We start from the raw sequence: 13,817 nt of genomic DNA, 5'->3' as shown, positions 1-13,817 counted from the left end.
CAATTGTCCAGAAATTCAAGTGCAGCGCAAGTCGCAAAATTGCTAGTCAAGTCGCGACAAGCATGGCTTACTCCGCAAAAGCTACAGGAGAATGACATGGACGGCGCAAAAGCGAACATTGAAAACTGGGAAGACCGTGTCGGCCTCGCTGCGGCTTTCCGCTGGACTGCGCGGTTGAACATGCATGAAGGCGTATCGAACCATTTCTCCCTTGCCATTAACGACGATGGCACGCGGTTCTTGATGAACCCCAATCAGGTTCATTTCTCACGCGTGAAGGCGTCCGATATGATCGTCGTCGATGCGAATGATCCCGACACCCTCAAAGGCCCTAACGCGCCTGATCCGACGGCTTGGGGCCTGCACGGGGGGCTACACCGTCATTGCGCACACGCCCGCTGCGCCATGCATATCCACTCCATCCATGCCACAGTTTTGGCCTGCCTAGAGGATAAAGTCTTACCTCCCTTAGATCAAAATGCCGCCATGTTTTTCGACCGCCAAGTCGTTGATGACAGCTACGGAGGGCTGGCCTTTGAGGAGGAGGGAGAGCGCTGTGCCCAGCTGTTCACTGACCCCAAGAAAAAGGTCATGATCATGGGCAACCACGGCATCATGGTCATCGGCGATACTGTCGCAGACACCTTTAACCGCATGTACTTCTTCGAGCGCGCCTGCGAGGTCTATATTCGTGCCTTGCAAACCGGCCGCCCTTTGTCCATCTTGCCTGATGAAATCGCTGCCAAAACGGCAGATGAAATCGAGAACTATCCTGAACAAGACATCCGCCATTTAGCCGAACTCAAAGCAATTCTAGACGATGAAGGGTCGAATTATGCGACCTAGCTCCTCCATTGATGATGTCAGCGCGTGGACAAGCACGCGCCGCTTGGGACGGAAATGCAGGCTCTAACCCTGCATATAACTCACATTCCTGAAAGACATTCATCATGACAACCTATGGCTTAGCCGAAGAGCACTCCATGATCGCGGACACTGTCCGCAGCTTTGTAGAAAAAGAAATCTACCCCCACGAAGAATTGGTGGAGCGCACCGGCGAAGTGCCCGCCGAGATCGCGCAAGACATCAAACAAAAGACCCTAGACTTAGGGTTTTATGCCTGCAACTTCCCCGAAAGCGTAGGTTGCGCAGGTCTAAACCATGTCGAATTCTCCTTGGTGGAGCGTGAACTTGGTCGCGGCTCCATGGCGTTAAATCACTTCTTTGGCCGCCCGCAAAACATCCTCATGGCCTGCGAAGGGGAGCAAAAGGAACGCTACCTCATGCCCGCCGTACGCGGTGAGCGGATGGACGCCCTCGCCATGACCGAACCGGGTGCAGGTTCCGACATTCGCGGCATGAAATGCGCGGCGGTGCGTAACGGCGGTGATTGGGTTGTAAACGGGACGAAACACTTCATATCAGGCGCGGATCACGCCGACTTCTTCATTGTCTTCATCGCCACCGGCGAGGACGACACCCCAAAAGGCCCCAAGAAGCGGATCACCGCCTTTCTTGTTGACCGCGACACCCCCGGCTTCACCGTCCGCGACGGTTATAAATCCGTGTCCCATCGCGGGTACAAAAACATGATCCTCGACTTCGACGATTGCCGCCTGCCCGATGCACAAGTGCTGGGCGAGGTCGACGGAGGCTTCGATGTGATGAACACATGGCTCTACGCCACCCGCATCACCGTCGCCGCCATGTCCGTCGGCCGCGCGCGCCGCGTGTTTGACTACGCCTTGTCCTACGCGGCGGAGCGCGAACAGTTTGGCCAGCAAATCGGCAAGTTCCAAGGGATCAGTTTCCAGCTCGCCGATATGATCACGGAAATCGACGCCGCTGACCTGCTAACCCTCGCCGCTGCGGATAGGTTGGACAAGAACCTGTCCTCGAACCGCGAAATTGCCTCCGCCAAGCTTTACGCATCCGAGATGTTATCCCGTGTCACCGACGCGGCGATCCAAATTCACGGTGGCATGGGCCTAATGGATGACTACCCGCTGGAGCGCTTCTGGCGCGATGCGCGGGTTGAACGCATCTGGGACGGCACTTCGGAAATTCAACGCCACATCATCAGCCGCGACCTTCTCCGCGCCCTCGGAGCGTAACACATGAGCGATCTCTTCCGCCTTCTGAACCCCAAATCCCTAGCCGTGATCGGTGGCGGTGCCTGGGGCGAAGCTGTACTAACCCAAGCCCAAAAATTCGGGTTCGAGGGTGAGCTGCACGCGGTTCACCCCGTAAAAAAGGAAGTGGCCGGCGTCAAAGCCTACGCAAGCGTTTTGGAAATCCCCAATCCCCCAGACGCCGCTTTCGTGGGCATCAACCGCGAAGCCACAATCGGCGCAGTAGAGCGGATGCGCAAACGCGGTGTAGGTGGCGCCGTGTGCTTTGGATCCGGCTACGCCGAAGCCAGTAGCGAGGATGCATCAGGCACAGATGCCCAAGCGCGTTTGCTCACGGCGGCGGGCGACATGCCAATCCTTGGCCCCAACTGTTATGGCTTCATCAACGCGCTCGACGGTGTCGCCGTTTGGCCCGACCAACACGGATGCAGGCGCATCGATTCTGGCGTCGCCATCCTCACCCAGTCTTCAAACATCTCGATCAACATGACGATGCAGACCCGTGGCCTGCCCATCGGTTACATGATTACGGCGGGCAATCAGGCGCAAACCACGCAGGCCGACATCGCCTTCGCCCTGCTCGACGACCCCCGCGTCACGGCCATCGGGTTGCACATCGAAGGGTTCGGCGACCTGTCACGCTGGGAGGCCCTTGCCGCCAAGGCCCACGCCAAATCAATCCCGCTTGTCGCATTGAAGGTCGGCAAGTCGTCCCACGCTCAGGCCGCCACCATCAGCCACACTGCATCGCTTGCGGGCGGTGATACCGCGGCCCAAGCCTTCCTTGATCGCTTGGGCATCTTGCGCTCGCCAGATGTCCCCAGCTTCTTGGAGACCCTAAAGCTGCTACACGTCGCTGGCCGCCTGCCGTCCAACAAAATCTCGTCTATTAGTTGTTCCGGCGGCGAGGCATCGCTTGTGGCGGATATGGCCGATGACCATGATCTGGTCTTTCCCGACCTCGATGATGATCAAAAACAGACCCTATTAAAGGCACTTGGTCCCAAAGTCGCCCTTGCCAACCCCCTAGATTACCACACCTACATCTGGCGCGATGAGGAGGCTATGACAGCCGCTTGGTCTGCGATGGCCGCACCCCATATCGCCATGACCTTGGTGGTTCTGGACTACCCACGCGGTGATATTTGCGATCCCTCAGATTGGACCTGCGCCACAAACGCGGCTTTGCGTATGCGCAAGGACACTGGCCGCCCCGTCGCCGTCGCCGCCTCGCTGCCCGAATTGCTCCCTGAGCACGTCGCTCAACAATTGATCAATGGCGGCATCGTTCCCTTCGCCGGAATAGCGGAGGCCCTGAACGCGATCGACGCCGCCTCCCTGCCAATCCATACGCCATCCAGCGAACCAGTTCTTAGAAAGGCAGTCGCCACAGAGACTGAAACACTCTCCGAATACGACGCGAAGATAGCGTTGGCCGCCCACGGGTTGAACGTGCCCAAAGCCATCCAAACCAACCATAGCGCTGCGGGCCTCGACGCACTGACTTTCCCCGTCGTGGTCAAAGCCGAAGGCATGGCGCATAAGTCCGATGTCGGCGGGGTCATCCTTGACTGTAACTCCCACACCGACGTCCACGTCGCCATGGAAACTATGACCGATGCATCCTCGTTTCATATTGAAGAAATGTGCGCACCGGGGGCGGAACTATTGGTCGGTGTCACCCAAGATCCCGCTCACGGCTACCTTCTAACCGTCGGTGCAGGTGGCTTGTTGACCGAACTTCTAGCCGACACACAATCTTTGCTCATTCCAAGCAGTGATGATGACATAAGACAGGCTCTAAGTAGGCTAAAGATGTATCCTTTGCTCACTGGTTTCCGCGGTGCGGACCCTTGTGACCTAGACGCAATCGTTAACGCTATTCTCGCTATCCAGTCTTATGTCATCGCTCAAGACCACCCCGTCGCCGAGGTGGAGGTAAACCCGCTGATCTGCGGGCCAGATGGCGCAATCGCAGTAGACGCATTAATACGGAAAACCTTATGACCAGTCCCATCAAAACCCGCCGCGAAGGCACCATTCTCGAAGTCACGCTAGATCGCCCCAAGGCCAACGCAATCGACCTCGCGACATCCCGAATCATGGGCGACGTCTTCGCCGATTTTCGCGATGACCCAGAGCTGCGTGTCGCCATCATCACCGGTGCGGGCGGCAAATTTTTCTGCCCCGGATGGGACCTAAAGGCCGCAGCCGATGGCGATGCGGTTGATGATGATTACGGCCTTGGTGGCTTTGGTGGGTTGCAGGAACTTCCCAATCTCAACAAGCCCGTCATCGCCGCCGTGAACGGCATCGCCTGTGGCGGCGGGTTGGAGCTGGCCTTGTCCGCCGACATCATCCTTGCCGCTGATCACGCCACATTCGCGCTGCCTGAGATCCTTTCCGGCACCGTGGCTGATGCGGCGTCCGTGAAGCTGCCCAAACGCATCCCCTACCACATCGCAATGGAGCTGCTTTTCACCGGCCGCTGGTTCGACGCCGAGGAGGCCCGCAATTGGGGCATCGTCAACCACATCCACCCCGCTGATCAGCTGATGGATCAGGCATGGGAAATGGCACGGCTGCTCGCCTCCGGCCCCCCACTCGTTTATGCGGCGATCAAAGAGATCGTGCGCGAGGCCGAGGACGAGAAATTCCAAGACACGATGGACCAAATCACCGGCAGCAAGTTTGAAACCGTCAAAAGCCTCTATTCCAGCGAAGACCAGCTAGAGGGCGCGAAAGCCTTCGCCGAAAAACGCGATCCGGTGTGGAAAGGCCGCTAAGCGAAGTCGCTGGCAGCATAGCCTTGCAAGAACAGTAGCGCGGTCAAATCACCGTGGTTCACGCGAATCTTGGCCTGTGCTTGTACGGTCGGTTTCGCGTGAAGCGCCACGCCGGACCCTGCGCGTTGCAACATGCCCAAGTCGTTTGCCCCGTCGCCCACGGCCAAAACTTCGTCCTCCGAGATACCCAATCGCGCGGTGATCTCTTCCAATGCCGTTACTTTCGCTTCGCGGCCCAAGATCGGCATGCCAACGTCACCGGTCAGCTTGCCGCCCTCTTCCAACAGTGTGTTCGCGCGGTTCTCATCAAAGCCCAGCGCTTTCGCCACCGATGCCGTGAACGCTGTGAACCCGCCCGACACCAAGGCGGCATATGCGCCGTTGGTTTTCATCGTCGCCAATAGCTCTTTACCGCCTGGCATATAGGTGATCCGTGTCGCCAAAACAGTCTCTATTACAGCTGAATCCAGACCTTCCAGCAGACCTACCCGTTCTTTCAATGCCGCCTCGAAATCCAACTCACCGTTCATGGCACGCGCAGTAATATTCGCCACACGCGGCCCAACACCGGCCTCATCTGCCAGCTCATCAATGCATTCTTGCTGGATCATCGTACTGTCCATATCCGCTAGAAGCATCTTCTTGCGACGCCCTTCTTGCGGCTGGATTACAAGGTCGATCCCCATCGCATCGCACTCTTTCCACACGTCGTCAAAATTCGCAGGGACCGTTTCCATAGCGAATTCCGCCGCGACATCCGGCATCAACCAGATCACATCCCCGCCGCCCCACGCATTACGCAGGTTGGTCGGCAAAGCCGCATCAAGTTTCGGATCAGACGGGGCGCAAAGAAGGGTCACTACGAACATGGGGCTGTGTTTCCGATCGTGGATAAGGGTGTCGCAAATAATCACTCAGGCGGCGCTATAGCGACATTTTGGCTGTTGTGAAAGCCCGCGCCCTCCCTTAGTGACGCCAGTGGGACACCTCTCCCCAACGAGAGGCAATTATCTGTAAGGGTACTCATTATGAGCACGACACAACCGGCTGTTAAGCCTGCGAATCCACGTTTCTCTTCTGGCCCATGTGCCAAACCCCCGACATTTACGCTCGATAAGCTGGCCGACGCACCTTTGGGTCGCTCGCACCGCGCCGCTGTTGGCAAAGCGAAACTGCTTGCCGCCATCGAGACCACCCGCGACGTTCTTGGCATTCCCGCGGATTACAAAATCGGCATCGTCCCCGCATCCGACACTGGCGCATTTGAGATGGCCATGTGGAACCTCTTGGGTGAGCGCAAAGTAGAGATGCTCGCTTGGGAATCTTTCGGGTCCGGCTGGGTCACCGATGTTGTTAAGCAACTGAAAATCGACGCGACTGCGACGACCGCTGATTACGGCGAAATCGTAGACTTCGCGCAGGTGAATTTCGACAACGACGTTTGCTTCACTTGGAACGGCACCACCTCCGGCGTGCGCGTTCCTTCCAAAGACGTGATCCCTGCGGACCGCGATGGCCTGACACTCTGCGACGCGACCTCCGCCGCATTCGCGATGGATCTTCCATGGGATCGTTTGGACGTCACCACATTCAGCTGGCAAAAAGTTCTGGGCGGCGAAGGCGGTCACGGCGTGATCATCTTGTCCCCACGCGCAGTTGCACGTCTGGAAAGCTACACGCCTGCATGGCCTCTGCCAAAAATCTTCCGCCTCACCAAAGGTGGCAAACTGATCGACGGTATCTTCACCGGTGCCACGATCAACACGCCTTCCATGCTGTGCGTTGAGGACTACCTCTTCGCGCTGGATTGGGCCAAGTCGGTTGGCGGCTTGAAAGGCCTGATCGCCCGCGCAGATGCAAACACAGGTGCGGTCAACGATTTCGTTGCAGCAAACGACTGGATCGATTTCCTTGCAACGGACCCGGCCACGCGCTCCAACACATCCGTTTGCTTGAAGTTCACCGACGACCGGATCAAAGACGGCGCGGCATTTGCCAAAGCCATCGCCAAGCGTCTGGAAACCGAGAATATCGCACTTGATATCGGTGCCTACCGCGACGCGCCTGCGGGCCTTCGCATCTGGTGTGGTGCCACTGTCGAGACTGCCGATGTCGAAGCGATGCTCCCGTGGCTCGCTTATGCGTTCGAGCAAGAGATCAATTCCTGAACCCATTCCGTGCCATACGCTTTGCCGACGCAAAGCCGACGCATATCATACCGCTAAAATAGGAGCCCAAAACAATGGCCCCCAAAGTACTCGTATCCGACAAACTGTCTGAAACCGCCGTCCAAATTTTCCGCGATCGCGGCATCGATGTGGACTTCATGCCAGACCTTGGCAAAGACAAAGAAAAGCTGCTGGAGCTGATCCCGCAGTATGACGGTCTTGCTATTCGTTCCGCCTCCAAGGCGACTGAAAAGCTGATCGAAGCTGCCGACAACCTCAAGGTCATTGGCCGCGCTGGTATCGGTGTTGATAACGTGGACATCCCTGCTGCCTCGAAGAAGGGTATCATCGTGATGAACACCCCATTCGGCAACATGATCACCACAGCCGAACACGCCATCGCAATGATGTTCGCCGTGGCGCGTCAAATCCCTGAAGCCTCTGCGTCTACCCACGCTGGTAAATGGGAAAAGTCGAAGTTCATGGGCGTCGAGCTAACAGGCAAAACACTGGGCGTTATCGGCGCTGGCAACATCGGCGGTATCGTGTGCGAACGCGGCGTTGGCCTGCGCATGAAGGTCATCGCGTATGACCCCTTTCTCTCCGAGGAACGCGCCGACAAACTGGGCGTGACCAAGGTCGAGCTGGACGAATTGTTCGAGCGTTCCGACTTCATCACTATGCACGTACCTGCCACTGACAAAACTCGCGGCATGATCTCGAAAGAGAACATCGCCAAGATGAAAGACGGCGTTCGTATCATCAACTGTGCCCGTGGTGGCTTGGTCGACGAGGCCGCTTTGGCCGACGCTTTGAAAGCCGGTAAAGTTGCAGGTGCTGCCTTTGACGTGTTCGAAGTAGAGCCCGCAAAAGAAAGCCCATTGTTCAACCTGCCAAACGTCGTTTGCACGCCTCACTTGGGCGCGGCAACAACTGAGGCGCAGGAAAACGTAGCCCTGCAAGTGGCAGAGCAAATGTCCGACTACCTGCTTACAGGCGCCGTGACCAACGCGTTGAACATGCCGTCCGTAACTGCTGAGGAAGCCAAAGTTATGGGCCCATGGGTCAAACTGGCAGAGCACCTTGGTGCCTTCATTGGCCAAATGACCGACGAGGCGATCAAAGACATCCAGATCACCTACAACGGCAATGTGTCCAACATGAACCTCGAGGCGCTGAACTGTGCGGGCGTAGCTGGCATCATGAAGGCCACCAACCCTGACGTGAACATGGTCTCCGCACAGGTCATCGCCAAAGAGCGTGGCGTCAACATCTCCACAACCACACAAGATAAGTCTGGCGTATTCGACGGCTACATCAAGCTGAACGTTGTGACAGACAAGCGTGAACGCTCCATCGCGGGAACTGTGTTCTCGGACGGCAAACCACGCTTCATCCAGATCAAAGGCATCAATATCGACGCCGAAATTGGCGAGCATATGCTCTACACAACCAACGAAGACGTCCCGGGCATCATCGGCACTTTGGGCCAAACAATGGGCGAAAAAGGCGTGAACATCGCAAACTTCACATTGGGCCGCGAAGCCGAAGGAAAAGGCGCAATCGCTTTGCTTTATGTAGACGCTGAAGTTCCGGCCAAGGTCCTCGAGACCCTGTCGGGAACTGGCATGTTCAAGCAAGTCAAAACCCTACGCTTCGACGTGGCTTAAATGCTTTACGTTATCGGGGATATCCACGGGCAGTTGGCTCAACTCGACCGCGCCTTGGCGTTGGTCGAGGCTGACGGCGGGCCAGATGCACAGGTTGTGTTTTTAGGTGATTACACCGACCGTGGCCCCGATAGCAAAGGCGTCATCGACCGGCTGATGATGGGGCTTGATGCGGGGCGCAACTGGACCTGCATCAAGGGCAACCACGACCGCATGTTCGAATGGTTCATGGAAAGCCACCCTCGTTTCGACACCCATCTACCGATCGAGTTGACTTGGCTTCATCAGCGGCTCGGCGGCCTAACGACATTGGCCTCCTATGGAGTGTCCGTTGATGATGGTCTTCGACTATCTGCTGTCCACGCAGAGGCGATCCAAAAGGTGCCGCCCAGCCACATCGAGTTCCTTAAGAACAACCAACTGACCTACCAAACGGATGAACTTTTCATTGCCCATGCCGGTGTCCGACCCGGTATCGCCTTGGACGAGCAAACCGAGCATGATCTTCTTTGGATTCGTCAGGAATTCATCAACGATACTCGAACCCACCCCAAGTTGATCGTTCACGGTCATACCGCCGTGAAAACCCCAGAGCATCGGGGCAATCGCGTCAACCTTGACGGTGGGGCAGGGTATGGGGCCGACCTTTGGCCGGCACGATTTGACGGTGCGGACTGCACGCTGCTAACGGATAATGGCCCGCGGACGCTTAATCCTTCCGGATCACCCCAGTAATCGCTGCAGCCCCTAGCGCCGTTACAATCCAACCAATGGATTTTGCAAACCAACGCACCCACCAAGCGATTTTTCCCAAAGGCGAGCGCGACGTAGACGGTGCCCACGCACTTTCTTGCCCGAACACAACCAGCGGAATAACCACGTCAGCGGCATAAGCATAAGCGTTGAAGGTCTCCCAATCCTGTCCGCCTTGCCCCTGTGACGACCAAAATGCCGCCGGATTGTCCGAATGAGTCTGCGTCGCCTCAACCCAGTCTTTAGACACCAGTATTGGCGCGGAGTTCGGGGTCATATCCCCCGCCCTCCAAGTGCTGTCAAAGAACACGCCCAGTCCAACAATCAACGCGATGGCAATGACCACCGCACGGCCCGGGCGGTATCCATACCCAATAGACCAGCGCAAAAAATCATCCAAAACACGCGAAACTCCCCGCCACAAAATGGAGCCACCGCGCGTCTTCATCAATGACCGGTTCTCGGCGCGCAGCAGTCGCTCTTTGCGCATCAAAACGGTTCGCGCGTCGTTGCGGTGGCCGAGTATCTGCAACACATAAGCCAACTGCTCATAGGGCTGCGACGTGAAGGGCATATCCGCCGGTTTACGCGCCAACCAATCTAGACGGGCATCAATCTTGGTTTCCGCATGACGTGAGAAATCGGTATAGCGAAACCCGTCCAGACGGATCGGATAAGCGGCACCGGGGCCGATTGGTTCATCCCGAAAACGTGCGACTTCTGCCCCCGCCAAATTCACGATGCCCTGGGAAATCTGATTATCGGCGAGATACAAAATTCCGTTGATCTTGGCCCGCGCAAGACTAAGTGCCATGTCGCGTCCATGCTCTTCTGTCGGATCGAATACAGGGGTGATGTTTTTCAAATCCTGCGGCAGGCTGATGCATGTATTCGTCAGAAAGAAATCATGCTCCACCCGCGCGGACGAGAAGAACAACATCCCCGTAGAGTACAGCTCCGTCACCGTTTCCGAATAGGGATAGTTGCCCAGAAAAACGGAACCTTCCACCCGCAATGACGGCGCGAACAGCGCGTCCTGACCGGGGCTATCAATGGTCGCATCACAGATTTGCAGATCTCCGCTGATCCGCGCGCCTGCCAGCGAGATCTCACCTTTAATGACCGAGCCTGCGCGAATGTAGACAGATCCCGAAAAAGAGGCGTTATCAGCCGATATGCCCGCTAAGGTACAGGCCGAAAAATGCACCCCTCGCAGACGAGCATTCACAAGGTTGATAGAGCTGCTAACCTGGCAATGAGACAAGGATATATCACGTGCGCAATCGCATCCTTGCAGATCAAGAGCGCCGGTAATCCAAGCACCACGCAGGCGAATGCCTTTGTCGTGCAACCCCTCAAACCGCAATAACAAATACCGGATCAATTCGGCGCGAATGACAAACTCTGGCTCGTCGGATTCAGGAAGTTCGCCATCCCCTACGCTGGTGCGTTGAGCGGTCGCAGCATCATCGATGAGTTTCTGTTCGGCGACGGAGAACGGGGCAAATGCATCTATGGAATTCATGCGGTGATCGTTGCACGGTGCAACCTGCCAAGCAAGGCAAAGACCGCGCTAAAAGGTGGAGCAAAAAAGGCTCAAACCTGTCGGATGAATGATCGTTGGGGTTTACAGATGGTCTTGTGGCATGGTCCCCTCACCACCATGAACAAACGGTATCTTCCCTATTGGATCAGCCTTGGCATTTTGATTGCTACGGCAGCCACTCTGCTTTGGATGGGGCGTATTCCCATGTGCAAATGCGGCTATATCAAGCTGCTGCATCTGGAGACTATGAGTTCTGAGAATTCGCAGCACATGATGGATTGGTACACGCCGTCCCACCTTCTGCACGGGTTCATCTTTTACTTCGTATTGTGGCTATTTGCGCGGCGGATCGACATTGGCTGGCGTTTGGCAATTGCCACGGCAATCGAGGCCGCTTGGGAAATTCTAGAGAACACCGACGCCGTCATTAACCGCTACCGAGAGGTGACGATCGCGCTGGATTACTTCGGCGACAGCGTGCTGAATTCAGTTTGTGATATTCTTGCAATGTGGGCCGGCTTCTGGCTCTCGCGCCGATTGCCCATCTGGGTCAGCGTCGCGATTGTTATCCTAGCGGAAGTCGTGGTCATGTCGGCCATCCGCGACGGGTTAGCGCTGAATATCATTATGCTGCTCTACCCGTTGGACGCGATCCGCGAATGGCAGGCCGCAGGTTAGACCTGATAATACTCGCGGTACCATTCCACGAACCGCGCAACACCTGTCTTCACGTCAGTTTTAGGTTGATATCCCGTCAGCCGGTTTAGCAAGCCGGCCTGTGCCCAGGTGGCGGGCACATCGCCTGGCTGCATATCCATGAAGTTCTTTTGCGCTTCACGTCCGGTTGCTAGCTCTATCGCCTCAATGAACTCCATCAGCTGGACTGGCTCGCCATTGCCGATGTTAACCGCCCGCCATGCCGCCACTTGGGATAGGCTGTCGCTTGTCTCAATATCGCTGGGTGCATTCGGACGCTCCGGCGGGGTATCGATCAACAAGCGGATACCTTCGACCAGATCATCAATGTATGTAAAATCACGGCTCATATCACCATGATTGTAAACGTCGATAGGGGTCCCCTCCAACGTCGCCTTTGTAAACTTGAACAGCGCCATATCGGGACGCCCCCATGGGCCGTAGACAGTGAAAAACCGGAACATGGTAATCGGCAGATTGTAGAGGTGGGAATACGAGTGAGCCATCGCCTCATTCGCCTTCTTTGTCGCAGCGTAGAAGCTCATCTGAGTATCGACTTTATGTGTCTCTTCGTAGGGCATCACTGCGTTGGCGCCATAAATTGACGACGTGGACGCCATTAAAAGGTGGGAGCAAGGATGCGCCCGAACGGCCTCCAGCACATTGAACGCACCGATCAAGTTCGCATCAACATAGGCCCGCGGGTTATCGATGGACCATCTCACGCCTGCTTGTGCGGCAAGATGCACAACCACATCCGGCGAATGCTTCGCCATGATGTCCATGACCAAACCCTCGGTTTCCAGCAGGCCCTCGATCGGGGTGAAATTCGGAGACTCAGACAACATCTGATGACGGCGTTGCTTTAAAATTACGTCGTAATAATCGCTCATCCCATCGAACCCGACAACTTTAAACCCGTCAGCCAGTAGCCGCGAAGCCACGTGGTAGCCGATAAATCCAGCGGAACCGGTCACCAAAGCTGTGCGTGTTTTTGTCGTCATATCAAGTTCTCCTATCTGCCCTGCCTACGTCTGCCATATTGTTACGCAGGTCAAATCGGAAATCGGCGCGGCATTTCGCACAGTGGCTTGCTCACGCGTCTTTTGCTTGCAATTCCAACGCACACCGACAAACTGAGGGCAATCAATTGAAAGCCTCAATACCATGAATTTTCTAAACTCGCTTTTCAAAAAGAAGAAGCCGCCGGTTGAGAAAGAGGAGCTTGAACAGCGCAGCCTTGCCCGCCCAAGCCCAGAAAGCCCCCACTTCATCGTCGGGGACATTCATGGCTCACTTGAATTGTTGGAACATATCCTAGAGCAGATCGACCATGTCATCGGCTCTATAGAGATGCGTGATCCCAAGCTGGTATTTGTGGGCGACTATATTGACCGGGGGCCCGCAAGCGCTGCAGTGCTAACCCGACTTTATGAGCTGTCCACCGAGTTCCCCGACAACGTGACCTGCATATTAGGCAACCACGAGCAGATGATGTTAGACTTTATCGAAGCCCCCGAAGCTAGGTACGCGCGGTGGTATAGGAATGGCGCTGCGCAAACACTGGCGAGCTTTGGTATTGATTTGTCCGTCGAAGATCAGTGGGCGGATCAGGCAAACGCGACCGCTATGGCCTTGCGCGCAAGCCTCGGCGAACCGATTGAAAGCTGGCTTAGGTCTCTCCCCACCTCAATCACTTCAGGAAACCTGATGGTTACGCATGCCGGAATCGATCCGGGTCGCGCTCTTGATGATCAATCCCCACGAATTTTGCTTTGGGGACATCCAGAGTTTTTGATACGCGTTAGGAACGACAACAACTGGATCGCGCATGGGCATACCATAGTCGAGAACGCGACCTGCGCTGACGGTCGCATTTCCATAGACACCGGCGCGTATAGAACGGGGTGCCTTACAGCTGCTGCAATCTTGCCTGACGGGACGGTCGAATTCTTGCAAACAACAGAGCCGCGCCCTCCGGAGTAAGTCGATTTCCCCGCAACGCAACGTCACCGCTGTAGTTTCGCCAAAATACGCTAAGCTCTGATCAACACATTCGGAGAACC

The 13,817-nt window shown here is 56.2% G+C and carries 12 protein-coding genes; 9 read left to right on the top strand and 3 right to left on the bottom strand.

The genetic code is table 11. The features are described 5' to 3' along the window. Window positions 1–96: 96 nt before the first annotated feature. The 4 genes from ABJN86_RS00645 (at window position 97) to ABJN86_RS00630 (ending at window position 4,918) form a co-directional block, all read left to right on the top strand. Window positions 97–846, top strand: a complete 750-nt coding sequence (locus ABJN86_RS00645) for a class II aldolase and adducin N-terminal domain-containing protein (RefSeq protein ID WP_348362762.1) — start codon at window positions 97–99, stop codon at window positions 844–846. Window positions 847–950: 104 nt separating this feature from the next. Further along, window positions 951–2,114 (top strand): acyl-CoA dehydrogenase family protein, encoded by a 1,164-nt coding sequence (locus ABJN86_RS00640; protein WP_348362763.1) that lies wholly within the window; start codon window positions 951–953, stop codon window positions 2,112–2,114. Between the two features lie 3 nt (window positions 2,115–2,117). Continuing rightward, window positions 2,118–4,139: an acetate--CoA ligase family protein gene (locus tag ABJN86_RS00635; RefSeq protein WP_348362765.1), complete on the top strand. Its 2,022-nt coding sequence runs from the start codon at window positions 2,118–2,120 to the stop codon at window positions 4,137–4,139. Beyond that, entirely contained in the window at window positions 4,136–4,918 is a 783-nt protein-coding gene (locus ABJN86_RS00630) for a carnitinyl-CoA dehydratase (RefSeq protein WP_348362767.1), read from the top strand. The genes ABJN86_RS00635 and ABJN86_RS00630 overlap by 4 nt, the downstream gene beginning before the upstream one ends. Here the strand turns inward: ABJN86_RS00630 and serB are convergent. After that, window positions 4,915–5,787, bottom strand: a complete 873-nt coding sequence (gene serB / locus ABJN86_RS00625) for a phosphoserine phosphatase SerB (RefSeq protein WP_348362768.1) — start codon at window positions 5,785–5,787, stop codon at window positions 4,915–4,917. The genes ABJN86_RS00630 and serB overlap by 4 nt on opposite strands. Window positions 5,788–5,946: 159 nt before the next feature. On the opposite strand from serB, the gene ABJN86_RS00620 reads away from it, so the two are divergent. The 3 genes from ABJN86_RS00620 (at window position 5,947) to ABJN86_RS00610 (ending at window position 9,491) form a co-directional block, all read left to right on the top strand. Continuing rightward, window positions 5,947–7,086 carry a phosphoserine transaminase gene (locus tag ABJN86_RS00620; protein WP_348362770.1) on the top strand — a complete coding sequence of 380 codons (1,140 nt, stop codon included), beginning with the start codon at window positions 5,947–5,949 and terminating at the stop codon, window positions 7,084–7,086. A gap of 74 nt (window positions 7,087–7,160) precedes the next feature. Beyond that, window positions 7,161–8,756 (top strand): phosphoglycerate dehydrogenase, encoded by a 1,596-nt coding sequence (gene serA, locus ABJN86_RS00615; protein WP_348362771.1) that lies wholly within the window; start codon window positions 7,161–7,163, stop codon window positions 8,754–8,756. After that, the gene (locus ABJN86_RS00610; RefSeq protein WP_348362773.1) at window positions 8,757–9,491 is read left to right on the top strand and encodes a metallophosphoesterase family protein; all 735 of its coding nucleotides are present in this window, start codon (window positions 8,757–8,759) and stop codon (window positions 9,489–9,491) included. Here ABJN86_RS00610 and ABJN86_RS00605 read toward each other — a convergent pair. After that, window positions 9,466–11,034, bottom strand: a complete 1,569-nt coding sequence (locus ABJN86_RS00605) for a hypothetical protein (protein WP_348362775.1) — start codon at window positions 11,032–11,034, stop codon at window positions 9,466–9,468. The genes ABJN86_RS00610 and ABJN86_RS00605 overlap by 26 nt on opposite strands. Window positions 11,035–11,172: 138 nt before the next feature. On the opposite strand from ABJN86_RS00605, the gene ABJN86_RS00600 reads away from it, so the two are divergent. Next, window positions 11,173–11,733: a DUF2585 family protein gene (locus tag ABJN86_RS00600; protein WP_348362943.1), complete on the top strand. Its 561-nt coding sequence runs from the start codon at window positions 11,173–11,175 to the stop codon at window positions 11,731–11,733. Here ABJN86_RS00600 and ABJN86_RS00595 read toward each other — a convergent pair. Further along, a complete protein-coding gene (locus ABJN86_RS00595; RefSeq protein WP_348362776.1) occupies window positions 11,730–12,755 on the bottom strand; it encodes an NAD-dependent epimerase/dehydratase family protein in 1,026 nt (341 codons plus the stop codon). The two genes, ABJN86_RS00600 and ABJN86_RS00595, sit on opposite strands and share 4 nt — an antisense overlap. A 163-nt stretch (window positions 12,756–12,918) precedes the next feature. Here ABJN86_RS00595 and ABJN86_RS00590 point away from each other — a divergent pair, with 163 nt between their 5' ends. Continuing rightward, window positions 12,919–13,737, top strand: a complete 819-nt coding sequence (locus ABJN86_RS00590; RefSeq protein WP_348362778.1) for a metallophosphoesterase family protein — start codon at window positions 12,919–12,921, stop codon at window positions 13,735–13,737. Window positions 13,738–13,817: the final 80 nt, after the last annotated feature.

Origin of the sequence: Litoreibacter sp. (assembly GCF_039974535.1) — a bacterium.
GTDB lineage: Bacteria > Pseudomonadota > Alphaproteobacteria > Rhodobacterales > Rhodobacteraceae > Litoreibacter.
The sequence above is the reverse complement of the archived record's forward strand: the minus strand, read 5'-3'. Positions and strand labels throughout refer to the sequence as shown.